This window comes from Pseudomonas sp. NPDC086566, from assembly GCF_050280885.1.
Lineage (GTDB): Bacteria > Pseudomonadota > Gammaproteobacteria > Pseudomonadales > Pseudomonadaceae > Aquipseudomonas > Aquipseudomonas vlassakiae.
The window spans coordinates 57854-84117 of sequence record NZ_JBNNWD010000006.1; the positions used below are offsets into that span (position 1 = coordinate 57854).

At 61.8% G+C, this 26264-nt stretch carries 26 protein-coding genes and 1 pseudogene; 19 read left to right on the forward strand and 8 right to left on the reverse strand.

Features of this window, described 5'->3' with window-relative positions:
- Positions 1-30 precede the first annotated feature (30 nt).
- A complete protein-coding gene (gene apbC, locus ACQKPS_RS15130) occupies positions 31-1125 on the reverse strand; it encodes an iron-sulfur cluster carrier protein ApbC (protein WP_054885851.1) in 1095 nt (364 codons plus the stop codon).
- A 156-nt stretch (positions 1126-1281) separates the two neighbouring features.
- Between apbC and metG the strand changes: the two genes are divergently transcribed.
- The 8 genes and pseudogenes from metG to ACQKPS_RS15170 all read left to right on the forward strand — a co-directional run bounded on the left by metG (position 1282) and on the right by ACQKPS_RS15170 (position 7625).
- A complete protein-coding gene (gene metG, locus ACQKPS_RS15135; RefSeq protein WP_283723786.1) occupies positions 1282-3321 on the forward strand; it encodes a methionine--tRNA ligase in 2040 nt (679 codons plus the stop codon).
- Between the two features lie 89 nt (positions 3322-3410).
- A complete protein-coding gene (locus ACQKPS_RS15140; RefSeq protein ID WP_254481178.1) occupies positions 3411-3959 on the forward strand; it encodes an Rnf-Nqr domain containing protein in 549 nt (182 codons plus the stop codon).
- Between the two features lie 8 nt (positions 3960-3967).
- Positions 3968-4351 (forward strand): annotated as a pseudogene (locus ACQKPS_RS15145) (RnfABCDGE type electron transport complex subunit B); the annotation flags it as partial.
- 268 nt (positions 4352-4619) lie between these two features.
- Positions 4620-5591, forward strand: coding sequence for an RnfABCDGE type electron transport complex subunit D (locus ACQKPS_RS15150; protein WP_427604690.1), 972 nt, complete (start codon positions 4620-4622; stop codon positions 5589-5591).
- 8 nt (positions 5592-5599) lie between these two features.
- Positions 5600-6190 carry an RnfABCDGE type electron transport complex subunit G gene (locus tag ACQKPS_RS15155; protein ID WP_427604692.1) on the forward strand — a complete coding sequence of 197 codons (591 nt, stop codon included), beginning with the start codon at positions 5600-5602 and terminating at the stop codon, positions 6188-6190.
- Positions 6183-6701 carry an Rnf-Nqr domain containing protein gene (locus ACQKPS_RS15160; RefSeq protein WP_254481181.1) on the forward strand — a complete coding sequence of 173 codons (519 nt, stop codon included), beginning with the start codon at positions 6183-6185 and terminating at the stop codon, positions 6699-6701. The genes ACQKPS_RS15155 and ACQKPS_RS15160 overlap by 8 nt, the downstream gene beginning before the upstream one ends.
- 4 nt (positions 6702-6705) lie before the next feature.
- Positions 6706-7344, forward strand: coding sequence for an endonuclease III (gene nth, locus ACQKPS_RS15165; RefSeq protein ID WP_427604695.1), 639 nt, complete (start codon positions 6706-6708; stop codon positions 7342-7344).
- Positions 7345-7448: 104 nt separating this feature from the next.
- The gene (locus tag ACQKPS_RS15170) at positions 7449-7625 is read left to right on the forward strand and encodes a PA3496 family putative envelope integrity protein (RefSeq protein ID WP_027918964.1); all 177 of its coding nucleotides are present in this window, start codon (positions 7449-7451) and stop codon (positions 7623-7625) included.
- 44 nt (positions 7626-7669) lie between these two features.
- Here the strand turns inward: ACQKPS_RS15170 and ACQKPS_RS15175 are convergent, their stop codons facing one another.
- Positions 7670-8296: a response regulator transcription factor gene (locus ACQKPS_RS15175; RefSeq protein WP_254481183.1), complete on the reverse strand. Its 627-nt coding sequence runs from the start codon at positions 8294-8296 to the stop codon at positions 7670-7672.
- 302 nt (positions 8297-8598) lie between these two features.
- Between ACQKPS_RS15175 and ACQKPS_RS15180 the strand changes: the two genes are divergently transcribed.
- Complete coding sequence (locus ACQKPS_RS15180) at positions 8599-9024, forward strand: hypothetical protein (RefSeq protein WP_283723782.1); 426 nt, start codon at positions 8599-8601, stop codon at positions 9022-9024.
- Positions 9025-9110: 86 nt separating this feature from the next.
- Here the strand turns inward: ACQKPS_RS15180 and ACQKPS_RS15185 are convergent, their stop codons facing one another.
- Positions 9111-10328, reverse strand: coding sequence for an argininosuccinate synthase (locus tag ACQKPS_RS15185; RefSeq protein ID WP_054885859.1), 1218 nt, complete (start codon positions 10326-10328; stop codon positions 9111-9113).
- 446 nt (positions 10329-10774) lie between these two features.
- A complete protein-coding gene (locus ACQKPS_RS15190; RefSeq protein ID WP_283723781.1) occupies positions 10775-11722 on the reverse strand; it encodes a flagellar protein MotY in 948 nt (315 codons plus the stop codon).
- A 130-nt stretch (positions 11723-11852) separates the two neighbouring features.
- Here ACQKPS_RS15190 and pyrC point away from each other — a divergent pair, with 130 nt between their 5' ends.
- Both pyrC and rnt read left to right on the forward strand, forming a co-directional pair.
- Positions 11853-12899, forward strand: coding sequence for a dihydroorotase (gene pyrC, locus ACQKPS_RS15195; protein ID WP_427604698.1), 1047 nt, complete (start codon positions 11853-11855; stop codon positions 12897-12899).
- 59 nt (positions 12900-12958) lie between these two features.
- Entirely contained in the window at positions 12959-13570 is a 612-nt protein-coding gene (gene rnt, locus ACQKPS_RS15200; protein ID WP_225923474.1) for a ribonuclease T, read from the forward strand.
- Between the two features lie 172 nt (positions 13571-13742).
- On the opposite strand, the gene ACQKPS_RS15205 is transcribed toward rnt, so the two are convergent.
- Positions 13743-14345: a peroxiredoxin gene (locus ACQKPS_RS15205; RefSeq protein ID WP_027918971.1), complete on the reverse strand. Its 603-nt coding sequence runs from the start codon at positions 14343-14345 to the stop codon at positions 13743-13745.
- 213 nt (positions 14346-14558) lie between these two features.
- On the opposite strand from ACQKPS_RS15205, the gene ACQKPS_RS15210 reads away from it, so the two are divergent.
- Both ACQKPS_RS15210 and bfr read left to right on the forward strand, forming a co-directional pair.
- Complete coding sequence (locus ACQKPS_RS15210; protein ID WP_054885863.1) at positions 14559-14780, forward strand: bacterioferritin-associated ferredoxin; 222 nt, start codon at positions 14559-14561, stop codon at positions 14778-14780.
- 201 nt (positions 14781-14981) lie between these two features.
- Complete coding sequence (gene bfr, locus ACQKPS_RS15215; protein ID WP_176506029.1) at positions 14982-15455, forward strand: bacterioferritin; 474 nt, start codon at positions 14982-14984, stop codon at positions 15453-15455.
- Between the two features lie 58 nt (positions 15456-15513).
- Here bfr and grxD read toward each other — a convergent pair whose 3' ends face one another.
- Together grxD and ACQKPS_RS15225 are read right to left on the reverse strand one after the other, a co-directional pair.
- Positions 15514-15849 (reverse strand): Grx4 family monothiol glutaredoxin, encoded by a 336-nt coding sequence (gene grxD, locus ACQKPS_RS15220; protein ID WP_010952251.1) that lies wholly within the window; start codon positions 15847-15849, stop codon positions 15514-15516.
- Between the two features lie 91 nt (positions 15850-15940).
- Positions 15941-18049: a molybdopterin oxidoreductase family protein gene (locus ACQKPS_RS15225; RefSeq protein ID WP_427604701.1), complete on the reverse strand. Its 2109-nt coding sequence runs from the start codon at positions 18047-18049 to the stop codon at positions 15941-15943.
- A 383-nt stretch (positions 18050-18432) separates the two neighbouring features.
- On the opposite strand from ACQKPS_RS15225, the gene argF reads away from it, so the two are divergent.
- Together argF and ACQKPS_RS15235 are read left to right on the forward strand one after the other, a co-directional pair.
- On the forward strand, positions 18433-19353 hold the full coding sequence (gene argF / locus ACQKPS_RS15230) for an ornithine carbamoyltransferase (RefSeq protein ID WP_427604703.1): 921 nt from the start codon (positions 18433-18435) through the stop codon (positions 19351-19353).
- The gene (locus ACQKPS_RS15235; protein ID WP_427604705.1) at positions 19350-20459 is read left to right on the forward strand and encodes an ABC transporter ATP-binding protein; all 1110 of its coding nucleotides are present in this window, start codon (positions 19350-19352) and stop codon (positions 20457-20459) included. Before argF ends, ACQKPS_RS15235 begins: the two co-directional genes overlap by 4 nt.
- Before the next feature lie 37 nt (positions 20460-20496).
- On the opposite strand, the gene ybaK is transcribed toward ACQKPS_RS15235, so the two are convergent.
- Positions 20497-20967 (reverse strand): Cys-tRNA(Pro) deacylase, encoded by a 471-nt coding sequence (gene ybaK, locus ACQKPS_RS15240; RefSeq protein ID WP_254481188.1) that lies wholly within the window; start codon positions 20965-20967, stop codon positions 20497-20499.
- A gap of 302 nt (positions 20968-21269) precedes the next feature.
- Between ybaK and ACQKPS_RS15245 the strand changes: the two genes are divergently transcribed.
- The 4 genes from ACQKPS_RS15245 to glpD all read left to right on the forward strand — a co-directional run bounded on the left by ACQKPS_RS15245 (position 21270) and on the right by glpD (position 26262).
- On the forward strand, positions 21270-22121 hold the full coding sequence (locus tag ACQKPS_RS15245) for an MIP/aquaporin family protein (RefSeq protein ID WP_254481189.1): 852 nt from the start codon (positions 21270-21272) through the stop codon (positions 22119-22121).
- 41 nt (positions 22122-22162) lie between these two features.
- Entirely contained in the window at positions 22163-23662 is a 1500-nt protein-coding gene (gene glpK, locus ACQKPS_RS15250) for a glycerol kinase GlpK (RefSeq protein WP_313203220.1), read from the forward strand.
- Positions 23663-23763: 101 nt separating this feature from the next.
- Positions 23764-24519, forward strand: a complete 756-nt coding sequence (gene glpR, locus ACQKPS_RS15255) for a DNA-binding transcriptional repressor GlpR (RefSeq protein ID WP_054885872.1) — start codon at positions 23764-23766, stop codon at positions 24517-24519.
- 207 nt (positions 24520-24726) lie between these two features.
- Positions 24727-26262 (forward strand): glycerol-3-phosphate dehydrogenase, encoded by a 1536-nt coding sequence (gene glpD, locus ACQKPS_RS15260; RefSeq protein WP_427604709.1) that lies wholly within the window; start codon positions 24727-24729, stop codon positions 26260-26262.
- The last annotated feature ends 2 nt before the right edge of the window (positions 26263-26264 follow it).

The window sequence follows — 26264 nt, forward strand, 5'->3', positions numbered from 1 at the left end:
GCGGGTAAACCCGCTCCCACAGAAACTGTGTCAGTCCTCGCTGATGGTGATGCTCGGCATCGCCGGCGCCGCCGCTTCCTGCAGCACGATCCGTGCGCCTACCTGGCGAGCCAGTTCCTGGTAGACCATGGCAATCTGGCTTTCCGGTTCAGCGATCGCCGTCGGCTTGCCGCTGTCGGCCTGTTCGCGGATCAGCATCGACAACGGCAGCGACGCCAGCAGGTCAACGCCGTACTGTGCCGCCAGCTTCTCGCCACCGCCTTCGCCGAACAGGTGCTCGGCATGGCCGCAGTTCGAGCAGATGTGCACGGCCATGTTTTCCACCACGCCCAACACCGGGATGTTGACCTTGCGGAACATCTCCACACCCTTCTTGGCATCCAGCAAGGCCAGGTCCTGTGGCGTGGTGACGATCACCGAACCGGCCACCGGCACCTTCTGCGCCAGGGTCAGCTGGATATCGCCGGTTCCCGGCGGCATGTCGATGACCAGGTAATCCAGGTCGTCCCAGGCGGTCTGGGTCACCAGTTGCAGCAGCGCACCCGATACCATCGGCCCACGCCAGACCATCGGCGTGTTGTCATCGGTGAGGAAAGCCATGGACATCACTTCCACACCATGGGCCTTGATCGGCACGAACCACTTCTGCTCGCGGATCTGCGGGCGGGTACCCTCGGCAATCCCGAACATCACGCCCTGGCTGGGACCATAGATATCGGCGTCGAGAATGCCCACGCGGGCGCCTTCACGGGCCAGGGCCAAGGCCAGGTTGGCAGCGGTGGTCGACTTGCCGACACCGCCCTTGCCCGAGGCCACGGCGATGATGTTCTTGACATTGGCCATGGCCGGCACCTGGGCCTGGGCCTTGTGGGCGGCGACGACACAGTCGATCGACACCTGGGCCGAGCTGACGCCGTCGAGATTCTCGATCGCGGTCTGCAGCACCTGGGCCCAACCGTTCTTGAACAGGCCGGCGGCGTAGCCCAGTTGCAGCTGCACAGCGACTTGCCCGCCCTGGATGTCGATGGCGCGCACGCAACCGGCGCTGACCGGGTCCTGATTCAGATAGGGGTCGGTGTACTGGCGAAGCACGCCTTCGACGGCGGCACGGGTGACGGCACTCATGGACACTCCCATTGGCAAACTGAGTACGAAACAGACGCCTATCCTAACCCGTCAATCGTCAGCAGATGCGTGCTTGGGGTGAAATATCTTCGCCAGCCCTTTATAGTGGCCGATCACCCTCATTTTTACCCGAGCCAGATAAGTAGCCGAGCCACCATGTCCGAGCCACGTCAGATTCTCGTTACCAGCGCCCTGCCCTATGCCAATGGATCCATCCACCTTGGCCATATGCTGGAGTACATCCAGACGGACATGTGGGTGCGCTTCCAGAAACTGCGCGGTAACCAGTGCATCTACGTCTGCGCCGACGACGCCCACGGCTCGGCCATCATGTTGCGTGCCGAGAAGGAAGGCATAACCCCTGAGCAGCTGATCGCCAATGTCCAGGCCGAGCACAGTGGCGACTTCGCCGACTTCCTGGTGGACTTCGACAACTTCCACTCCACCCACAGTGACGAAAACCGCGAACTCTCAGGCCTGATCTACGGCCGCCTACGCGACGCAGGGCACATCGCCACCCGTTCGGTGACCCAGTATTTCGACCCCGAAAAGGGCATGTTCCTTGCCGACCGTTTCATCAAGGGCACCTGCCCGAAATGTGCGGCTGAAGATCAGTACGGCGACAACTGCGAGAAATGCGGCGCCACCTATGCCCCGACTGAACTGAAGAACCCTAAGTCGGCCATCTCCGGGGCCACTCCGGTGCTGCGCGATTCCCAGCACTTCTTCTTCAAGCTGCCTGACTTCCAGGCCATGCTGCAGCAGTGGACCCGCAGCGGAACCTTGCAGGACGCCGTCGCCAACAAGCTTGCCGAATGGCTGGATTCCGGCCTTCAGGAGTGGGATATCTCGCGGGATGCGCCGTACTTCGGCTTCGAGATCCCGGGCGAGCCGGGCAAGTATTTCTACGTCTGGCTGGACGCGCCCATCGGCTACATGGCCAGCTTCAAGAACCTGTGCGCACGCCGCCCGGAGCTGGACTTCGACGCTTTCTGGAACGAAGGCTCCAAGGCCGAGCTGTACCACTTCATCGGCAAGGATATCGTCAACTTCCACGCCCTGTTCTGGCCTGCCATGCTCGAAGGTGCCGGCTTCCGCAAGCCGACCGCAGTCAACGTGCACGGCTACCTGACCGTCAACGGCGCCAAGATGTCCAAGTCGCGCGGCACCTTCATCAAGGCCCGCACCTACCTGGACCACCTGCACCCGGAATACCTGCGCTACTACTACGCCGCCAAGCTCGGCCGTGGCGTCGACGACCTCGACCTGAACCTCGAAGACTTCGTGCAGAAGGTCAACTCCGACCTGGTTGGCAAGGTAGTCAACATTGCCAGCCGTTGCGCCGGCTTCATCCATAAAGGCAATGCCGGCGTGATGGTCGCTGGCGATGCTGCGCCGGAGCTGACCGAGGCCTTCCTCGCCGCCGCCCCGTCGATTGCCGAAGCCTATGAAGGCCGCGACTTCGGCCGCGCCATGCGCGAAATCATGGCCCTGGCCGACCGCGCCAACGCCTGGATCGCCGACAAGGCACCTTGGTCGCTGGCCAAGCAGGAAGGCAAGCAGGACGAAGTCCAGGCCATTTGCGCCCAGGGCATCAACCTGTTCCGCCAGCTGGTAATCTTCCTCAAACCCGTGCTGCCGCTGCTTGCCGCCGATGCCGAGGCATTCCTCAACGTCGCACCACTGACCTGGAACGACCATCAATCGCGCCTGGAAAACCACCAGTTGAACCCGTTCAAGGCGCTGATGAGCCGTATCGAACCTGCCAAGGTCGAAGCCATGGTCGCTGCCAGCAAGGAAGACCTGCTGGCCGCCGAAGCCCAGGCACCCGCCGGCAACGGCGAGCTGGCCAAGGACCCGCTGTCTGCCGAAATCGAGTTCGACACCTTTGCCGCGGTTGACCTGCGTGTCGCATTGATCGTCAAGGCTGAAGCCGTGCCTGGCGCCGACAAGCTTCTGCAACTGACCCTGGACATCGGCGACGAGCGCCGCAACGTGTTCTCCGGCATCAAGTCGGCCTACCCGGACCCTTCCAAACTGGAAGGCCGTCTGACCATGATGGTGGCCAACCTCAAGCCGCGCAAAATGCGTTTTGGCGTGTCCGAAGGCATGGTCATGGCGGCCGGCCCTGGCGGCGAAGAAATCTACCTGCTCAGCCCTGACAGCGGCGCCAAACCAGGTCAGCGCATCAAGTAAGCCTTCTGCCCCGGCCTCACCGCCGGGGCAGTTCCATCTGCTGCGGCAATGCCGGACGCTCAAGGCGATTCCCGGCTATCGTCATTCAAATGAACGACTACATGCTGATCCTGGCCAGCGCTGCGCTGGTCAGCCACCTGCTCTTGCAACAACAGCCGTTGAGCCGGCTACGCCTGCATGTGTGTGGCCTGGCGGGCGCCCTGTGCATGGCACTCGGGGCAAGCGGCGGGCAAGCGCTCGAACGGCTCATCGTGGCGCCCTGGCAGTTGCAGGACCTGCGCCTGTTCCTGCTGTTGCCCTGGCTGGCATGGCTGGCATGGGGCGTACCGAGGGCGCTGGGCGGGTTGCGGCCGCAGTGGCCCACCGGCGAACTTGCACTGCCCTTGCTGGGCAACGCCATGCTGCTCGGGTTGACGCTGCAAGCGACGGCAGATGACACCTCGGTGCTTGCAACGTTGTGCTGGGGGGCCTTGGCCGGCTTGGGCTTCTGGCTGGCGCTGGTGCTGTTCGACGACCTGCATCAGCGCAGCCAGCAGGCGGAAGTACCGGCCGCGTTGCGCGGTTTGCCGATTACCTTGATCGGTGCAGGCGTCATGGCCCTGGCGTTCTCCGGATTCAACGGACTTTTCTTTCAATGAATTTGATTCAACGCGTCGATGCCCTGCTGCCGCAAACCCAATGTGGCAAATGTGGCCACAACGGCTGTCGGCCCTACGCCGAAGGACTGGCTGCGGGCGAGGCCATCAACAAGTGCCCGCCAGGTGGCAGCGAAACCATTGCCGCGCTGGCAGCGTTGCTCGAGCGGCCACTGCTTGCGCCTGACCCGCTACGCGGCAGCGCACCGTCCCAGGTCGCCTACATTCGCGAAGCCGAATGCATCGGTTGCACCAAGTGCATCCAGGCCTGCCCGGTCGATGCCATCGTCGGCGCCGCCAAGTTGATGCACACGGTCATTGCCAACGAATGCACCGGTTGTGACCTTTGCCTGGCGCCCTGCCCGGTCGATTGCATCGAGATGCAGCCACTGCCAGCAGGGTTGGTAGCCATCGTCAGCGGCCTGGCTCATTCCCCCGAACAACTGCTGGCCCGCCGCGAGCGCCGCGATCATGCGCGCCAGCGCCACCAACAGCGAAACGCCCGCCTGCGACGCGAAATCGCGCGCCGTGAGGCGCAGCGCCTGGCGCGTACGGCCGAAGCCACACAAGGCGCGGCAGACCCGATCAAAGCTGCTCTGGAGCGGATCAAGGCGCAGAAAAGCGCCGCTGCCGATGCGCTGCCCACAGGCGCCAGGCTTGAACATGGCAAGCCCTGACCCCCGGCTACGCACAGCCATGGGCCTGGTGCTGCTGGCCTGCATACCCGGCTTGCTCGCTACCCTCTGGACACAGGGCTGGGGAGTCCTGTTCAGCCTGTTGCTGTGTGCCATCAGTGCGCTGTGTTGCGAGGCGACCTTGCTGGCTATGCGTCGCCAGCCTGTTCTGCCGGCACTGAACGATGGCAGTGCGCTGGTGACTGCCGTGTTGCTGGCCATCGCCCTGCCCGGACAGGCGCCTTGGTGGGTGCCAGTGACAGCAGCAGGCATTGCCATAGCTGTCGGCAAGCAGGCCTTTGGCGGGGTGGGCCGCAATCTGTTCAACCCGGCCATGGTCGGTTACGCCTTCGTGCTGCTGAACTTTCCGCTGCACATGAACCACTGGCCCAACCACGCCATTGGCTTTGTCGAGAGCCTGCAGCAGGTGGCTGGCGGGGGCGGCCAGATCGATGCCTGGGCGGGGCCAACCATCCTCGATGGCCTGCGCCACAACCGCAGCCTGACCCTCGACGAACTGTTCGCCAGTCACGCCGGTTTTGGCAATGTTGGCGGTCGCAGCAGCGAATGGATCAATCTGGCATTGCTGTGCGGCGGGCTGTTTCTCTTGCAGCGCAAGGTGATCAGCTGGCATGCCCCGGCAGGGCTGCTGGCCGGCCTTTTCCTGTTCAGCCTGCTGGCCTGGAATGGCTCCGGTTCGGATTCGAACGGTTCGCCACTGCTGCATCTGTTCAGCGGTTCAACCATGCTGGCGGCGTTCTTCATCGCGACTGAGCCGGTGTCCGGCCCGAAGGCCAATCTGGCCAGGCTGTTGTTCGGTTTCGGCGCAGGCGCACTGATCTACCTGATTCGCACCTGGGGCAGTTACCCGGATGGCACGGCCTTCGCCATCCTGTTGATGAACCTGGCAGTGCCCGCCCTGGATCGGTTCGCCGTGCAGCGCCAACAGGTTTCGCCATGATCGCGCCCATGCGCAGCAGCCTTTTGCTGCTTGCCGTCGGCGGGTCGGCAGTCGTATCGACGCTGGCCTGGCAGCACTGGACTCGCCCGGCCATCATCGATGCCGAGCGCCAGCTTCAGGCAAGCCAGTTAATGGCGGTGCTGCCCCCGCAAAGCTACGACAACCGCCCTATGGACAGCGCGCTGCAATTGCCTGCCGAACAGCCGCAGCACAGCAAGGTACTCGCGGCTTACCGCGCAAGCCACGGCACTTCGCCAACAGCCATCGTGCTGGTGAGCCAAGTGCAGGGCTATGCCGGCCCCATCAAGCTGACCATCGCCATCGCTGCCGATGGCCGCCTGATCGGCACTCGGGTGATCGAACAGCACGAAAGCCCTGGGTTGGGCGGCCAGATTGCCGATCCGCAGTCTGGCTGGCTGCATCAGTTTGCCAGGCACGGCCTTGGCGACCGCTGGGCACTCAGACGCGACCAGGGCGATTTCGACCAGCTGGCCGGGGCGACCGTTACGTCCCGGGCCGTCATCGATGCCCAGCAGGAGGCCTTGCGGTTTTTTGATCAGCATCGCAGCGAACTGCTCGGGGCCTCTACCCATGAATAGATTCTGCCTGCTGATCACAGGCCTGGCTCCGCTGCTTGGCGCGACTCGCACTTTCACCCATGCAGTGGCCATCGGTGCGTGTATGTGGTTGATGATCCTTCTCCACCAAGCCTTGCTTGGCCCGCTGCGGGCAACACTCAGCGGCGCCAGGTACTGGCTGGCAAGCCTGCTGCTGCTTGCTGCGCTTGGCAGCTGCCTGCAATTGGCCCTACGTGCCTGGGCATTGCCCTTGGCGCAGACGCTTGGGTTCTATCCGGCGCTGATTTGCCTGCAGTGCCTTGCCATCGACACGTTGCTGCCAACAGCAGGGCGCTGGCGGCATCTGTTACTGCTTCTGAGTGGCCTGCTGCTCGCCTGCCTGCTGCTTGGCGCGGGGCGCCACTGGCTGGAGGCGTCCGCAGGTATGCACCTGGCCAACTTGCCGCCAGGTGGGCTGCTACTGCTCGGCGCGCTGCTGGCCTTGTACAATCGGCTACGCCCCACCCTCACTTGTCGTCAAGGAAAGCGTTGAAACCATGAATGCCGCCAAACGCCTGGAGATCTTTCGCAGGCTGCACGAAGACAATCCCGATCCGAAAACGGAATTGGCTTACACCACCCCCTTTGAGCTTCTGGTTGCCGTGACGCTTTCCGCACAGTCCACCGATGTCGGGGTCAACAAGGCCACCGCACGCCTGTTTCCGGTCGCCAACACACCGCAGGCCATCTACGCGCTGGGGGTCGAGGGGCTGAGCGACTACATCAAGACCATCGGCCTCTACAACAGCAAGGCCAAGAACGTCATCGAGGCGTGCCGCCTGCTGATCGAGCGCCATGGCGACGAAGTGCCGCAAACCCGCGAAGCACTGGAGGCGTTACCAGGCGTTGGCCGCAAGACCGCCAACGTGGTGCTCAACACCGCCTTCCGCCAGCCAACCATGGCCGTGGACACGCACATATTCAGGGTCAGCAACCGCACCGGCATAGCGCCCGGTAAGACCGTGCTTGAAGTCGAGAAGAAACTGGTCAAATTCGTACCCAAGGATTACCTGCTCGACGCTCACCATTGGCTCATCCTGCATGGCCGCTACGTGTGCCAGGCACGCAAGCCTCGTTGTGGTAGCTGCCGCATCGAAGACCTGTGCGAATACAAGCACAAGACCTGCGACGATTGAGCCAATAGCAAAAACAGCTGCGTTGCGATTGAAAAAATCTTTTTTACCGGACATCGCTTTCTCGTTATAAGGACGGCCAATGGCCCTTTGGCTTGGAGCGACTCATGAGTACCGATAAAGACGACCTGTCGATCGAAGATGACTTTGCTACCGCTGACGACGAAGCGGAGCCTCAGGTAGAAACCGCGAAAACCAACCTGAGCAAGCGTCGTACCATTGACAACCTCCTCGAAGAGCGGCGCCTGCAGCGGCAATTGGCCGATTTCGACTACGACCTTTAGCCCCCACCAAAGCCTCCCTTGCGGAGGCTTTGTCCATGGCTGGTTCAGCTCAGGCCATGGCGGCGGGCCAGCTCGATCAGGTCCACCAGCGAGTGGGCATTGAGCTTCAGCAACAGGCGCGTCTTGTAGGTACTGACCGTCTTGTTGCTGAGGTACATGCTGTCGGCTATCTCCTTGTTGGACCGTCCCCGCGCCAACTGCTGCAGGACCATCATCTCCCTGGCAGACAGGCGATCGACCATTTCCGTTTCACTTGCCCCCCCGACCCTGCCACGTGACTTGTGCAAGGCCTGGTTCGGGAAATAGCTGTAACCCGAGAGCACCGCCTTGATGGCGCTCAGCAGTTCGGTGAGCTCCTGCTGCTTGTATACATAGCCAGAGGCCCCCGCTTGCATGCAGCGCATGGAGAAATGCCCGGGCGCCTGCGACGTCAGAACCAGCACGCGGCTGCCAGGACTCGCTGCTGCCATCCGGCCAATGACCTCCAGGCCGTCGAGCTTGGGGATGCCGATATCGAGCACGACGATATCGGGAAGATGTTCTCGAGTAAGCTGCAAGGCGGCAATGCCATTGTCGGTTTCCGCGACAACATCGTACCCATGTCGCTCCATCAACATGCGCACTGCCAAGCGTATGACCGGATGATCATCCACGATAAGGACTTTGTTCATGCGATATCCATCATTCGTTATTCTGCTTTGACGACGCCCCACCATAACCGAGCGGAACGCTCAATGGCGCGTCGATCCCCCCCTTAAGTAGCTGAATAGATGAACCTTACGTCGGTTTGGGAAATTTCCTACAAAGAAAGATTTACAGACTTGCCTTGAGAGTGATTGAGAACAAACGCACGAAGCATGATCGATTTGTCATGCCTCGCCTTCGAAAAATTACCGCACCGGGAAAAAGTCCACAATTTGGTAAAGGGAGCCAGTGGGTTATTGGTATGTAAAACATGCAGGAGGCATTAATCATGACTGCGAACCAACCCGTCGCCCCACTGACGATCATCGCCATATTTGCAGGCATTATCGAAGCTTCTGCCTTGGCAACCCTGCCTTTTCTCAGCGACGAAAGTCAGACGTACTACACATGGTTCCTTGTAGGGTTTCCATTCTTCCTTACAGCGTTGTTCTTCCTCACCCTGAACTTCAACTCCAAATCCTTTTACCAACCGGAACAGTCCGATCCCCCCCAGAAGACCGGGCCAACATCGCCCGCCCCCCCTCAAGAAATTGTAACTGTCATGTTTTCCGGCCCTGATGCCCCGAAACAGATACAACAGCGACTCATGCAGGCCATTACCCAACCGCATGCCGAACACAAGCAATGGCGCTTCTGTAATACGGAGCTACATCAATGCATCCTTCTTTCCATCAGCCGCTTGCCTGAGGATTGACCCCATGATACCGAGCAGCCCTCTGTCGAGAAGACAAAAAAAACCCCGGCCAGAGCCGGGGTTCGTTTGCCAATTCAGCCAGGTGCTCAGAGCATCCCGCGGCCTTTGTTGGCAGCGATGCGCATGCGCAGCGCGTTGAGCTTGATGAAGCCAGCCGCATCTGCCTGGTTGTAGGCGCCGCCGTCTTCTTCGAAGGTAGCGATATTGGCATCGAACAGCGAGTCGTCCGACTTGCGGCCAACCACGATGACATTGCCCTTGTACAGTTTCAGGCGCACGACGCCGTTAACGTTGACCTGCGAAGCGTCGATCATCTTCTGCAGCATCAGGCGCTCCGGGCTCCACCAGTAGCCGGTGTAGATCAGGCTGGCATACTTCGGCATCAGCTCGTCTTTGAGGTGAGCGACTTCGCGGTCCAGGGTGATCGACTCGATGGCGCGGTGGGCCTTGAGCATGATGGTACCGCCAGGGGTTTCGTAGCAGCCGCGGGACTTCATGCCCACGTAACGGTTCTCTACGATGTCCAGACGGCCGATACCGTTGGCGCCGCCGATACGGTTCAGCTCGGCAAGCACGGTGGCTGGGGTCATGTCGACGCCGTCGATGGCGACGATGTCACCATTGCGGTAGGTCAGCTCGATGTAGGTAGCCTGGTCCGGGGCGTTTTCTGGCGAGACGCTCCAGCGCCACATGTCTTCTTCGTGCTCGGTCCAGGTATCTTCCAGGACACCGCCTTCGTAGGAGATGTGCAGCAGGTTGGCATCCATCGAGTAGGGCGACTTCTTCTTGCCGTGACGCTCGATCGGGATGCCGTGCTTTTCGGCATAGTCCATCAGCTTTTCGCGGGACAGCAGGTCCCACTCGCGCCATGGAGCAATGACCTTGACGCCAGGCTTGAGCGCATAGGCACCCAGTTCGAAGCGGACCTGGTCGTTACCCTTGCCGGTCGCGCCGTGAGAAATGGCGTCGGCGCCGGTTTCGTTGGCGATTTCGATCAGGCGCTTGGCAATCAGCGGGCGGGCGATGGAAGTACCCAGCAGGTACTCGCCTTCGTAGACGGTGTTGGCGCGGAACATCGGGAAGACGAAATCACGCACGAACTCTTCGCGCAGGTCGTCGATGTAGATCTCTTTTACGCCCATCGCCTGAGCTTTGGCGCGAGCCGGCTCGACTTCTTCGCCCTGCCCCAGGTCAGCGGTGAATGTCACCACTTCGCAGTTGTAGGTATCCTGCAGCCACTTGAGAATCACCGAAGTATCAAGGCCGCCGGAATACGCCAGTACGACCTTTTTTACGTCCGCCATGCCATCACTCCACGGGGTTGTACGGAAAGGGACCGATTCTACCGGCGTTGCGGATAAATTTACAGTGGGGCGACAGCTTCTGACGACAAAGCGACAGGAACTGTCGGTGGCGCGACGTGCTTGCCACAAAAGGTTCAGCGCCTGTGAGATCGAGCGCCGCCCGCGCGGCGCATCGCGAGCTGCGCTCGCTCCTACGTTTGTTTCGGGCCAATGTTTCCTGTGGGATTTGCGCGCGTACGCCTTGGCGCATGACGCGATATCGCGCCGTACCAACAGGGCGGTCGCGCGCGCCTGTCACGGGCGTTACTGGCCCGAAACAAACGTAGGAGCGAGCAAAGCTCGCGATGCGCCGCGCGGGCGGCGCTCGATCTCACAGGCGCTGAAAATTTTGTGGCAGCAACTGGTGGCCCTGATGCGGTCCCAAGCCCCAGAGAAACACCTTGATATCAGGGTGTCTTTGCTCCGGTCGCAGCCGGCGCCGCAGCCGCAGGTGGAACAGCAGGAGCAGCCGGTGCCGTTTGCTGCACCGGCTTCTCCACCTGCGCCACCCGATCCAGCTCGATATTCACCCGCCGGTTACGCGCCCGATTGGCCGGGCTGTTGTTCTTGACCAGCGGATAGCGCTCGCCATGAAAGCGCACGACGATCTGCTCTTCAGGCACACCATGAGCCTTGAAGTAGTCGGCAACGGCCAAGGCCCGACGCCGCGATGTGTCGCGATTGGTCAGGCGGTTGCCGCTGTTGTCGGAATGGCCGTTGAGTTCGATGTGGTTCACCGTCGGGTCGGCCTTGAGGTAATCGAGGATCACGTCCAGCCGCGCACGGGCATCGGCGTCCAGGTCGAAGCCCCCCCCCGGGAAGCCCACCTGGGTCTGACGCACCTGATCATAGTTCATCGGCAGCATCTTGCCGGCACAGGCCTGATAGTCGCTGTACGCCTTGGCGAAGCTGACCGGCAGCACGCGTACTTCCATCGTCCTCCCGCCTTCGCCGGTGTAATTGCGCACCACCGTGCTGCGCCCATCGAGCAGGCCGTTGATCAGGCGGCTGGCCTGGCTCTGCGACGAACTGAACAGCACGCCGCTGCGGGCCATGCGCACAGCGCCGAGGTTCACATCTGCACGGCCCGGCTGCCAGGGGGCAGCGGCGGCCAGCAAAGTGGCCGAACCTGCGCCCAGCGCATTGCTGTGCGAACGCAACTGGAACACCGGCTGCTCACCGGCCTTGCGCACGAACTCGCCACTGCCGAAACCGTCGATCGGCTGGATCAGGCGGCATTCGAACTGGTCACCCTCGACTTTCCAGGCGACATTCTCCATGCGGGTCTGGAAGGTCAGTGCACCGGCCGGCAGGCTGGCGACAAGGGTCAACAGGGCTAGGTAACGCTGGCGCACGGGTGGCTCCACAAATTCTGACGGCTTACAGGCAGGCTATCGGACGCTTGCCGGAAAACTTGATAGCCGTGCTCGGGCCGGGGTTTTCCGGTAGCATTGGGGCCTGAGTTCGACCCGCCTGGAATTCCCAATGTCCGATCGCCTGACCCTCCTGCGTCCCGACGACTGGCACATCCATCTGCGCGATGGTGCCGTCCTGCCCCATACCGTTGGCGATGTGGCGCGTATTTTCGCCCGTGCCATCATCATGCCCAACCTGGTTCCGCCGGTGCGCAATGCCGTCGAAGCCGGCGCCTACCGCGAGCGCATCCTTGCCGCACGCCCGGCCGGCAGCCGCTTCGAACCGCTGATGGTGCTGTACCTCACCGACCGCACCAGCCCGGAGGACATCCGCGCGGCCAAGGCCAGCGGTATCGTCTACGCCGCCAAGCTGTACCCGGCCGGTGCGACGACCAACTCCGATTCGGGCGTGACCAGCATCGACAACATCTTCCCCGCCATCGAGGCACTCGCGGAAGTCGGCATGCCGTTGCAGGTGCACGGTGAAGTCACCCGCAGCGAAATCGACGTGTTCGACCGCGAGAAGCGCTTCATCGACGAACACATGCGCCGCCTGGTCGAACGCTTCCCGACCCTGAAAGTGGTCTTCGAGCACATCACCACCGGCGACGCCGCGCAGTTCGTCACCGAAGCCCCGGCCAACGTCGGTGCGACCATCACTGCCCAGCACCTGCTGTACAACCGCAACCACATGCTGGTCGGCGGTATTCGCCCGCACTTCTATTGCCTGCCGATCCTCAAGCGCAACACCCACCAGGTGGCGCTGCTGGACGCGGCCACCAGCGGCAACCCGAAGTTCTTCCTCGGCACCGACTCGGCACCGCATGCCCGCCACGCCAAGGAAGCCGCCTGCGGTTGTGCCGGTTGCTACACCGCATACGCTGCCATCGAGATGTACGCCGAGGCGTTCGAGCAGCGCAATGCACTGGACAAGCTGGAAGGTTTCGCCAGCCTGCATGGCCCGGCCTTCTATGGCCTGCCAGCGAACACCGACACCATCACCCTGGTTCGCGAAGAATGGACCGCCCCGGACAGCCTGCCATTCGGCGAGCAAACCGTGATCCCGCTGCGCGCCGGTGAGAAACTGCGCTGGCGCCTGCTGGAGGACAATGCGTGAGCGAAGACCTGTACGAAGACGACCAGGACGGTCAGGTCGGCGGCGGTTCGCGCCACCCGATGGCCGAGCGCTTCCGTGGCTATCTGCCGGTAGTCGTGGATGTCGAGACTGGCGGCTTCAACAGCGCCACCGACGCCCTGCTGGAAATTGCCGCAGTGACCATCGGCATGGACGAAAAGGGCTTTCTGTTCCCCGAGCACACCTACTTCTACCGGGTCGAACCGTTCGAAGGGGCGAACATCGAGCCGGCTGCGCTGGAATTCACCGGCATCAAGCTGGACCACCCGCTGCGCATGGCGGTGAGCGAGGAAAGCGCGCTCACCGACATCTTCCGCGGTGTGCGCAAGGCGCTTAAAGCCAACGGCTGCAAACGGGCGATCCTGGTCGGCCACAACAGCAGCTTCGACCTTGGTTTCCTTAATGCAGCGGTCACGCGCAACGACATCAAGCGTAACCCGTTCCACCCGTTCTCAAGCTTCGACACCGCGACCCTGGCTGGCCTGGCCTACGGCCAGACCGTACTGGCACGAGCCTGCCAGAGCGCCGACATCGACTTCGACGGGCGTGAAGCGCACTCGGCGCGTTACGACACCGAGAAGACGGCCGAGCTATTCTGCGGCATCGTCAATCGCTGGAAGGAAATGGGCGGCTGGCGCGACTTCAACGACTGACCTGAAAAGCTTCGCGGGCACGCCCGCTCCCAAAGTACCGCATAGGCCTGTGCCATTGTGCGGTTCCTGTGGGAGCGGCGGTGCGGCGATCCGATTCACCCGCGAAGAGGCCGGCACAAGCTGGCACAAAAAAACCGGCCACGTGGGCCGGTTTTTTTCATGCGCGTGGCAATTACAGCTTGCCAGCGTTCTCGCTCAGGTAAGCAGCAACGCCTTCTGGCGAAGCGGTCATGCCCTGGTCGCCTTTCTTCCAGTTGGCAGGGCAGACTTCGCCGTGCTCTTCGTGGAATTGCAGGGCGTCGACCAGACGCAGCAGCTCGTCCATGTTACGGCCCAGCGGCAGGTCGTTGACGATCTGCGAACGCACAACACCGTTGGTGTCGATCAGGAAGGCGCCGCGGAAGGCTACGCCGCCTTCGGACTCGACGTCGTAGGCCTTGCAGATTTCGTGGGTGATGTCGGCAGCCAGGGTGTACTTGACCTGGCCGATACCGCCGGCATTGACCGGGGTGTTACGCCAGGCGTTGTGGGTGAAGTGCGAGTCGATCGAAACGCCGATCACTTCAACGTTGCGCGCCTGGAAATCAGGGATGCGGTTGTCCAGGGCGATCAGCTCGGACGGGCAGACGAAAGTGAAGTCCAGTGGGTAGAAGAACACCAGGCCGTACTTGCCCTTGATGGCCGAAGCCAGGTTGAAGCTGTCGACGATTTCGCCATTGCCCAGGACAGCTGGGACGGTGAAGTCGGGGGCTTGTTTGCCAACGAGTACGCTCATTGTAATCTCCTGATGAGGGTGAAGAACCGTTTGCCGGGCCAAGGCAGGCTTGCCCGACATCCAACAAAGGCTGACCATCATACACGGCTTCCGGTGACAGGCCGAATGCAACCGTCGGTCGCTCAAGCACGGCCCTTTCAGAAAGTCCTTTGACAAGCATTCTCATTAACATTAAGCTCCAACCCATCGACTCAACCCGCGATGGTCAGCCCTATGTATGTGTGTCTTTGTGTCGGCGTCACCGACGGACAGATCCGCGATGCGATCTATGAAGGATGCTGCAGTTACAAGGAAGTCCGAGCGGCGACCAACGTCGCCAGCCAGTGTGGCAAATGTGCCTGCCTGGCCAAAGAGGTGGTCCGTGAGACCCTCACCGAATTGCAGGTGAGCCAGCACGCCGCCCTGCCCTATCCGGTGGAATTTACTGCTGCCTGATATTACAGAATTCGAAGAACCGGACCACGTGTCCGGTTTTTTTATGCCTGAATATCAATAAGTTAGCGTTCCAACGCGGTTCACAAACATTCTTATTCCTATTAATTTTCACTTATTATTCAAACACTTAGGTTTGACAGCCCCCCGTTACAGGCTCAAACTTCCCTGTATTGGCACACTTCTACAGGGCAGGAACCCGACATGAAAGGCGACGTAAGCGTCATCCAGCATCTCAACAAGATCCTCGGAAACGAGCTGGTCGCGATCAACCAGTACTTCCTGCACGCGCGCATGTATGAAGATTGGGGCCTGAACAAGCTCGGCAAGCACGAGTACAAGGAATCCATCGACGAGATGAAACACGCTGACAAACTGATCAAGCGTATTCTTTTCCTCGAAGGCATCCCCAACGTCCAGGACCTTGGCAAGCTGCTGATCGGTGAGCACACCAAAGAGATGCTCGAGTGCGACCTGAAGATCGAACAGAAGGGCCTGGTCGACCTGAAAGCCGCCATCGCCCACTGCGAAACCGCTGGCGACTTCGGCTCGCGTGACTTGCTCGAAGACATCCTCGAATCCGAGGAAGAACACATCGACTGGCTGGAAACCCAGCTCGGCCTGATCGACAAGATCGGCATCGAGAACTACCTGCAGTCGCAGATGGGCGAAGAATAAAATACTCGCTCCATAAAAAAACCCGCTCTGAGCGGGTTTTTTCATGGCTGCCTGATGATCAGGCTTCGGAAGCCTTGGCCTTGGCGGCGGCGTCCTTGATCAGGGTCTGCAGCTCACCCTTCTCGAACATTTCCAGCATGATGTCGCTGCCGCCTACCAGCTCACCGGCTACCCACAGTTGCGGGAAGGTCGGCCAGTTGGCGTATTTCGGCAGGTTTGCGCGGATTTCCGGGTTCTGCAGGATGTCGACGTAGGCGAACTTCTCGCCGCAACCCATCACAGCCTGCGAGGCACGCGCGGAGAAGCCACACTGTGGGGCATTCGGCGAGCCTTTCATGTAAAGCAGAATGGTGTTGTTGGCAATCTGCTCTTTGATCGTTTCGATGATATCCATGTAGCACCTCGGCTGAACTTTCCGACGCGATCGTCGGCACGGTGAGGCATTGTATCGGAAAGCCGAGCAGCATGCTCGGCCTTACCGTTGCTCAGGCAGCCTCGACCTGCACGGGCACGCCATTGAGCGCAGCATTACCGGATACCGCGTCGCGCAGGCGCTCATCCGTCAGGTCGTTGGCGCTCACACCGGCTTGTGCCTGGGCGACCTGCAACTGCACGCCCTGGCGACCATGACCGAAACCGTGGGGCAGGCTGACCACCCCGGGCATCATGTCTTCACAAGCCTGTACCTCGACTTCCAGCAGGCCAGTGCGCGAACGGATACGCACCCGCTGGCCATCCTGCAATTGCCGGTCATGCATGTCGTGGGGGTGCATCAGCAGTTGATGACGCGGCTTGCCTTTGACCAGGCGATGATAGTTGTGCATCCACGAATTGTTGCTGCGCACATGGCGTCGACCGATCAGCAGCAATTCGCCCGGCGCAGGCGGCGCACTCAAGGCCAACCGCTGCAAATCATCCAGCAGCACCTGCGGTGCCACCTCGACGGCTTTGCTGGCCGTTGCCAGGCGCGTCGCCAGGTTGGCGCGCAGCGGCCCCAGGTCAAGCCCGTGAGGGTATTGCTCCAGTGCCTGCAGCGACAGCTTCCAGGCGCTGGCCTCGCCATAGCGCCCCTTGCGCAGGGCCAGGTCGATCATCTGCGCTGGCGGCCAGGTCGGTTTCAGTTCCAGTTCGGCGCGCTTGGCGAAGGCCTGGGCGAGGCCGACGAAAATCTCCCAGTCATGCAGGGCGCCTGCCGGCTTGGCCAGGATGGCGCGATTGAAACGGGTCACATTGCGCACGGCCAGCAGGTTGAAGGTGCTGTCGTAATGGTCGTTTTCCAGCGCCGAGGTCGACGGCAGGATCAGGTCGGCGTGGCGGGTAGTTTCATTGATATAGAGGTCGATGCTGAGCATGAACTCGAGACCCTCCAGCGCCGCATCCAGCTGGCGGCCATTGGGTGTGGACAGCACCGGATTGCCGGCGACCGTCACCAAGGCGCGCACCTGCCCCTCCCCCGGGGTCAGCATCTCCTCGGCCAAGGCCGCCACGGGCAGCTCGCCCGCGTATTCCGGCAAGCCCGAGACCCGGCTCTGCCAGGCATTGAAATGGCCACCTGAGGTGGTCGCCACCAGATCGACCGCAGGCTCGGTGCACAGCGCCCCACCCTCTCGGTCGAGGTTGCCGGTCACCAGGTTGATCATCTGCACCAGCCAGTGGCACAGCGTGCCGAACGCCTGGGTCGAGACCCCCATGCGCCCATAGCAGACCGCCTTGTCCGCTGCGGCAAAGTCCCGTGCCAGTTGACGTATCTGACCGGCGGCGATGCCGCACTGTGCGCTCATCGCTTCTGCGCTGAACGGCGCAATCGCTTCGCGCACCTGCTGCAGGCCGCTGACCGGCAAATGCGAGCCGCGCGCAAGCCCTTCATCGAACAAGGTGTTGAGCAGGCCACAGAGCAAGGCAGCATCGCCACCGGGCCGAATGAACAGATGCAGGTCGGCCATGGCAGCGGTTTCGCTACGGCGGGGATCGACCACGACCAGGCGTCCACCTCGCCCGCGCAGGGCTTTCAGGCGCTTTTCCACGTCGGGCACGGTCATGATGCTGCCATTGGAGGCCAGCGGGTTGCCACCAAGGATCAGCATGAAGTCGGTATGGTCGATATCCGGTATGGGCAATAGCAGGCCGTGGCCGTACATCAGATGGCTGGTCAGATGCTGTGGCAGCTGGTCGACCGAGGTGGCCGAGAAGCGGTTGCGGGTCTTGAGCAGGCCGAGGAAGTAGTTGCTATGGGTCATCAGCCCATAATTGTGCACGCTGGGGTTGCCTTGATAGACCGCCACAGCATTGCGCCCGTGGGCCTGCTGGACCGCCCACAACCTGTCGGCGGCCAAGGCGAAAGCCTCATCCCAGCCAATCGGCTGCCACTCGCTGCCGACCCGCCGGTGAGGCTGGCGCAAGCGATCCGGATCGTTCTGGATATCCTGCAGGGCCACTGCCTTGGGGCAGATGTGGCCCCGGCTGAACGGGTCTTGCGGGTCACCCTTGATCGAACTGATCAGCGCCCGCCCGTCTGGTTCATGGCTGACTTCTATGTTCAGGCCGCAGATCGCTTCGCACAGGTGACAGGCACGGTGATGCAGGGTCTTGGTCATGGCCGCTTCTGCCTTGGTGGTGTTAGGGCTGGTCGAGCAACGACTATGCGCCGCAGCACTCGCCTCGGCCAGCGTGCTTCGCGGCGTGAATCCCGCGACATCAGGCGTACGATTCGCGACAGCCATTTGCCAGATTGCCAGCAAGCCGTGTACAACCTTCTGTAGCAAATAAAAAACAGCACTGGCTCAAGGGTGACGACACCCTTTGCAACATCTTGAGCACCGGCTGCTGTTTCTCCTCTTGGTTTCAGGCGACATTTAATTATAGTATTGCGCCTTTCCCCATTTCGTCCGCCCCGTGCGGCTTACGCCGCAGGTCACTCCCGTTGTCAAAAAAAACCATACGGTCGACCTGCATACCGTTGCAGATAAGGTAGTCAATCATGAGCGCTAGGCACTTTCTCTCACTGCTGGATTTCACCACCGACGAATTGCTCGGTGTGATCCGCCGAGGCATCGAGCTGAAGGACCTGCGCAAGCGAGGCGTGCTGTTCGAGCCTTTGAAGAACCGCGTGCTGGGCATGATCTTCGAGAAATCCTCGACCCGTACCCGCGTGTCGTTCGAAGCCGGCATGATCCAGCTGGGTGGCCAGGCCATCTTCCTCTCGCCGCGCGACACCCAGCTGGGCCGTGGCGAACCGATCGGCGACAGCGCCATCGTGCTGTCGAGCATGCTCGACGTGGTGATGATCCGTACCCACGCCCACAGCACCCTGACCGAATTCGCTGCCAAATCCCGCGTGCCGGTGATCAACGCCTTGTCCGACGAGTCGCACCCGTGCCAGTTGCTGGCCGACATGCAGACCTTCCTGGAGCACCGCGGCTCGATCCAGGGCAAGACCGTGGCCTGGATCGGCGATGGCTTCAACATGTGCAACTCGTACATCGAAGCGGCCAGGCAGTTCGACTTCCAGCTGCGCATCGCCTGCCCGGAAGGCTACGAGCCCGATGCGCGCTTCATGGAACTGGGTGGCGACCATGTGCAGATCGTCCGCGATCCGCAGGAAGCCGTGCGCGATGCGCACCTGGTGACCACGGATGTCTGGACTTCCATGGGCCAGGAAGAGGAAACTGCACGGCGCCTGGCGCATTTCGCGCCTTACCAGGTCACCCGCGCATTGCTCGACCTGGCGGCACCCGACGCCCTGTTCATGCACTGCCTGCCCGCCCATCGGGGCGAGGAAATCAGCCATGACCTGCTCGACGACCCCCGTTCGGTCGCCTGGGATCAGGCTGAGAACCGCTTGCATGCACAGAAGGCCCTACTCGAATTCCTTGTCGAACCGGCTTACCACCACGCATGAGTCAACCCCTACTGCTCAACCTGCGCAACCTCGCCTGCGGCTACGGCGAGCAGCGCATCGTCCAGGACCTCAACCTGCATCTGAACGCAGGCGACATCGGTTGCCTGCTGGGTTCATCGGGTTGCGGCAAGACCACCACCCTGCGTGCCATCGCTGGCTTCGAGCCGGTGCACGAGGGTGAAATCCAGTTGGCCGGCGAGGTGATTTCCCGCGCTGGTTTCACCCTGGCTCCGGAAAAACGCCGGATCGGCATGGTGTTCCAGGACTACGCCCTGTTCCCGCACCTGACCGTGGCGCAGAACATCGCCTTCGGCATCGCCAGGCACCCGAACCAGGCGCAGGTGATCGAAGAGATGCTCGAACTGGTCAAGCTCGGTGGCCTTGGCGGGCGCTACCCGCATGAGCTGTCCGGTGGCCAGCAACAGCGTGTCGCCCTGGCGCGTGCACTGGCACCGGAGCCACAACTGTTGTTGCTCGACGAGCCGTTCTCCAACCTCGACGTGGAACTGCGCCGGCGCCTCAGCCACGAAGTGCGCGACATCCTCAAGAGCCGCGGCACCAGTGCGATCCTGGTGACCCATGACCAGGAAGAAGCATTTGCCGTGAGCGATCACGTCGGTGTGTTCAAGGAAGGCCGGCTCGAACAATGGGATACGCCGTACAACCTGTATCACGAACCACAGACGCCGTTCGTGGCCAGTTTCGTCGGCCAGGGCTACTTCATCCGAGGCCAGATGAGCAGCCATGAAGCGGTCAATACCGAATTGGGCGAGCTGCGTGGCAACCGCGCCTACAGCATGGCGCCGGGCAGCTCGGTGGATGTGCTGCTGCGCCCTGACGACATCGTACCGGCGCCAGGCAGCGCGCTGCAGGCGAACATCGTCGGCAAGAGCTTCCTGGGTGCATCGACCTTGTACCGCTTGCAGCTCCCCACGGGCAGCCAGCTCGAAGCGATCTTCCCCAGCCACATCGACCACCAGGTGGGTGAGGATGTGGGTATCGCGGTAAAGGCCGATCACCTGGTGCTGTTCCCCGTGCCGGGCAGTGTCGCGACGCAGTCGGCGCGCCAGGAGAATGGGGTTCGCCGCTACAGCTCGGCGACCTGACTGCAGGAACCGGGGCCGCTTTACGGCCCCAATGGCTTCAAGCCTTACCGATTGCGGCGAATGCACCCTGGGTATGCTCGGCCAGTACCGCCGCCGCCAACTCGACCTCCAGCCCCCGACGTCCGGCGCTGACATGGATGGTGGCGTAATCCTGCGCCGAATCATCGATGAAGGTGCGCAGCCGCTTCTTCTGCCCCAAGGGGCTGATCCCACCCACCAGGTAACCGGTCGCCCGTTGGGCCACAGCCGGGTCGGCCATTTCGCACTTCTTCACGCCAGCCGCATGGGCCAGCGCCTTGAGGTCCAGTGTCCCTACCACCGGCACCACCGCCACCAGCAACTCGCCCTTCTCGCTGCTCGCGAGCAAGGTCTTGAACACCTGCTGCGGTTCAAGGCCGAGCTTTTCCGCCGCCTCCAGCCCATAGGACGCCGACTTGGGGTCATGCTCATAGCTGTGCACGCGATGTTCGGCGCGGGCTTTTTTCAACAGGTCGAGTGCGGGGGTCATGCAATGCTCCGGTCTGGGACAGGTCGCGGCTACTTTAGGGCAAATCCTACATCCCAGCCAGCCAAGGGCTGACGCGGCCGTCTACGACGGGCTTCAGCCTTTGAAACTGGCGAGCAAAACGTGACTACCCGTTCACTTTCGACCTTTGACATCAGCGTTTCTTGTCTATATTTTTTCGTTTCTGAATAAATGGTGCACTTTTAAGGTGCGCTTCTAAACACCCGCCTGAGGTCAATGGGGATAGACATCAGGCTTTGCTGTCGAGCGCTTTGCGCCTCACAACAAAAACAACGAGGTCATACATGACGACTGCACTACGCGAACCCACTCTATCCAGCCAATGCCTGGCCGAGTTTCTCGGCACCGCCTTGCTGATCTTCTTTGGCACAGGTTGCGTCGCCGCCCTCAAGGTCGCTGGCGCCAGCTTCGGCCTTTGGGAAATCAGCATCATCTGGGGCGTCGGCGTGAGCATGGCGATCTACCTCACCGCAGGCATTTCCGGCGCGCACCTGAACCCGGCCGTGAGCATCGCGCTCACCCTGTTTGCCGGCTTCGACAAGCGCAAGCTGCCGTTCTACGCGCTCGCCCAGGTCTGCGGCGCATTCTGTGGCGCCGCGCTCGTTTACACGCTCTACAGCAACCTGTTCTTCGATTTCGAACAGGCCCACGCCCTGTTGCGTGGCAGCGCCGAGAGCCTCGAACTGGCCTCGGTATTCTCGACCTATCCGCACCCATCACTGTCCACTGGCCAGGCATTTCTGGTCGAAGTGGTGATCACGGCGATCCTGATGGCCGTGATCATGGCCCTGACCGACGACAACAATGGCCTGCCGCGCGGCGCCATGGCGCCTCTGCTGATCGGCCTGCTGATCGCCGTGATTGGCAGTGCCATGGGCCCGCTGACCGGCTTTGCGATGAACCCGGCCCGCGATTTCGGGCCCAAATTGATGACCTTCCTGGCTGGCTGGGGCGAAATCGCCTTCACTGGCGGTCGGGACATTCCCTATTTCCTGGTTCCGGTGTTCGCACCGATCCTCGGCGCTTGCCTGGGTGCCGCAGCCTACCGCGGCCTTATCGCCCGCAACCTGCCGACGGCGCAAAGCGCAAGCGCCGAGACAACCGACAATCGCCAGGGCGATACTCAAGCCAACTGATGCTGGCGCCTGAACTCCTCTTTTATGCAAGGCCTACGACCATGACAGACACCCAGGATAAGAACTACATCATCGCCCTGGACCAGGGCACCACCAGTTCGCGAGCGATCATTTTCGACCGCGATGCCAACGTGGTCGGTACCTCGCAGCGCGAGTTCGCCCAGCATTACCCGCAAGCCGGCTGGGTCGAGCACGATCCGATGGAGATCTTCGCCACGCAGAGCGCGACCATGGTCGAGGCCCTGGCCCAGGCGGGCATCAGCCATGCCCAGGTGGCCGCACTGGGCATTACCAACCAGCGTGAAACCACCGTAGTGTGGGACAAGGAAACCGGCCGCCCGGTGTACAACGCCATCGTCTGGCAGTGCCGCCGCAGCACCGAAATCTGCGCCCAGCTCAAGCGTGATGGCCATGAAGACTACATCCGCGAAACCACCGGCCTGGTCACCGACCCGTACTTCTCCGGCACCAAGCTGAAGTGGATCCTCGATAACGTCGAAGGTGCCCGTGAGCGCGCCGAACGCGGCGAACTGCTGTTCGGCACCATCGATACCTGGCTGATCTGGAAATTCTCCGGCGGCAAGGTGCATGTCACCGACTACACCAACGCCTCGCGCACGCTGATGTTCAACATTCACAGCCTGCAGTGGGACGAAACCCTCCTCGGAATCCTCGGCATCCCGCGGCAGATGCTTCCCGAAGTACGCCCGTCATCGGAAGTGTACGGCCACACCAAGAGCGGCATCGCCATCGCCGGTATCGCCGGCGACCAGCAGTCGGCGCTGTTCGGCCAGATGTGCGTGGAGCCAGGCCAGGCCAAGAACACCTACGGCACCGGCTGTTTCCTGCTGATGAACACCGGCAACCAGGCCGTGAAGTCTTCCCACGGCCTGCTCACCACCATCGCCTGCGGCCCGCGTGGCGAGGTGGCCTATGCCCTGGAGGGCGCGGTCTTCAACGGTGGTTCCACCGTGCAGTGGCTGCGTGACGAGCTGAAAATCGTCAACGACGCGCTGGATACCGAATACTTCGCCAGCAAGGTCAAGGACAGCAACGGTGTGTACCTGGTGCCTGCATTCACGGGTCTCGGCGCGCCCTATTGGGACCCGTATGCCCGCGGTGCACTGTTCGGCCTGACCCGTGGGGTGAAGGTCGACCACATCATTCGCGCCGCGCTGGAGTCGATTGCCTACCAGACGCGCGACGTGCTCGACGCCATGCAGCAGGACTGCGGCCAGCGCTTGTCTGAACTGCGCGTGGACGGTGGCGCAGTGGCCAACAACTTCCTCATGCAGTTCCAGGCCGACATCCTCGGCACCTGCGTCGAGCGCCCGAAAATGCGCGAAACCACCGCACTCGGCGCCGCCTACCTCGCAGGCCTGGCCTGTGGCTTCTGGAGCGGCCTGGACGAACTGCGCGACAAGGCGATCATCGAGCGCGAGTTCAGCCCGCAGCTGGACGAGGCTGCCAAAGAGACGCTGTACGCCGGCTGGAAGAAAGCCGTCGAGCGCACCCGTGACTGGGAAGATCACGAAGCGTAAAACCGGCCGGGGCCGCCACGCGGCCCCAATGGTCTATTGGCCGTCATCCCCTTCCTACGGCATCATTGCAGAATTTGTCCGGCAGCCCCAAAGGACCGCCCATGAATCTGCACCCACGCCAACAACAAATCCTCGAACTGGTGCGCGACCGCGGCTACGTCAGTATCGAAGAAATGGCGCAGCTGTTCGTCGTCACACCGCAAACCATCCGCCGCGACATCAACCAGCTCGCCGAACTCAACCTGCTGCGCCGCTACCATGGTGGTGCGGCCTATGATTCGAGCATCGAGAATACCGCCTATGCCATGCGCGCCGACCAGATGCGCGACGAAAAGCAACGCATTGCCGAAGCGGTGGCGCGGCAGATTCCCGACCATGCCTCACTGTTCATCAATATCGGCACCACCACCGAATCGATTGCGCGGGCATTGCTTAACCACAACCACCTCAAAGTCATCACCAACAACCTGCATGTGGCGGCGATTCTCGCCGCCAAGGATGACTTCGAGGTGCTGGTGGCCGGCGGTACGGTCCGGCGTGACGGCGGCGTGGTAGGCCAGGCCAGCGTCGACTTCATCAACCAGTTCAAGGTTGATTTCGCCCTGGTCGGCATCAGCGGCATCGATGAGGACGGCAGCCTTCTCGATTTCGATTATCAGGAGGTACGGGTGTCGCAGGCGATCATCGCCAATGCCCGCCAGGTGGTGCTTGCTGCCGATTCCAGCAAATTCGGGCGCAACGCCATGGTGCGCCTGGGCTCGATCAGCCTGGTCGACTGCCTGGTGACCGACCAGGCACCTGCGCCTGCCCTTACCCAACTGCTGAACCAGTACAAGATCCGGCTTGAGGTGGTCTGAGGGCCTCTGGGTGCAAGGCATGAGCCTTTTGTCGCCTGTGAGACCGAAACCGATCACCAAAAATCTTCGTAAATGTTCACTTTCTTGTCATCTGATCAGTTTTTTCTATAAGGACTGACTGGCGACCGGCTTTCTGTTGCGCTAGTATTTTCGGAAACGAACATCAATGTTCATATTCGATGTGAACAGCCCCAGGAGGCCTTGCCCGTGTCCCAGCCCGTTTCGTCCCAGCCCCCACTCGCCGACTGTTATGACCTCGCCGTGATTGGCGGCGGTATCAATGGCGTGGGCATCGCTGCCGACGCCGCTGGCCGTGGCCTCAAGGTTTTCCTTTGCGAAAAGGACGACCTCGCCCAGCACACCTCGTCGGCCAGTAGCAAGCTGATCCATGGCGGGTTGCGCTACCTGGAGCACTATGAATTCCGCCTGGTGCGTGAAGCGCTGGCCGAGCGTGAAGTGTTGCTGGCCAAGGCCCCGCATATCGTCAAGCCGATGCGCTTCGTGCTGCCGCACCGCCCGCACCTGCGCCCGACCTGGATGATCCGGGCCGGGCTGTTCCTCTACGACCACTTGGGCAAGCGCAAGCGTTTGGGCGCCTCGCGCAGCCTGCGCTTTGGCCCCGGCTACCCGCTCAAGCCGGTGATCACCCGTGGTTTCGAATACGCCGACTGCGCGGTGGACGACGCCCGCTTGGTGGTACTCAATGCCATGACCGCCCGTGAGCACGGCGCGCACATCCACACCCGCACTCGCTGCCTGCGCGCCGAGCGCGTCGAGGGCCTGTGGCAGGTGGAGCTGCAGCACGCCGACGGCAGCTTGCAGACCATTCGTGCCCGCGCACTGGTCAACGCGGCCGGCCCTTGGGTTGCCAGCTTCATCAAAGACGACCTCAAGCTCGATGCACCGTACGGCATCCGCCTGATCCAGGGCAGCCACCTCATCGTGCCGCGCCTGTACGAAGGCGAACATGCCTATATCCTGCAGAACGAAGACCAGCGTATCGTCTTCTGCATTCCGTACCTGGACCGCTTCACCCTGATCGGCACCACCGACCGCGAATACAGTGGCGATCCGGCCAAGGTGGCGATTACCGAGCAAGAAACCGACTATCTATTGAAAGTAGTCAACGAGCACTTCAACCATCAGCTGGTGCGTAGCGATATCGTGCATACCTACTCCGGCGTACGCCCGCTGTGCAACGACGAATCCGACAACCCTTCGGCCGTTACCCGCGACTACACCCTGGCGCTGTCGGCCAACGAGGGGCAGGCACCGCTGCTGTCGGTATTCGGCGGCAAGCTGACCACCTACCGCAAACTGGCCGAATCGGCCATGGCCGAGCTCAAGCCTCACTTCCCGCAGATGCGTGGCAGCTGGACCGCCAGTGCGCCGCTGCCGGGCGGGGAAAACATGACCACCGTGCAAGCCCTGGTCGATGCCATCCTGGCGCGCTGCGGTTGGTTGCCGATGGACATCGCCAAGCGCTGGGCGCTGACCTACGGCTACCGCGTGTGGCAGTTGCTTGAGGGCGTAAACGGCCCGGAAGACCTGGGCCAGGCCATCGGCGCCGGGCTGTTCGGCCGTGAGGTGGACTACCTGTGCCGCGTGGAATGGGCCTGCGAGGCCGACGATATCCTGTGGCGCCGGACCAAGCTGGGGCTGTTCACCCGCGAAAGTGAACAGCAGGCCTTGCAGGATTACCTGCAACAGCACGCCCAGCAGGCCCGCGTCCGGGCAGCCTGAGC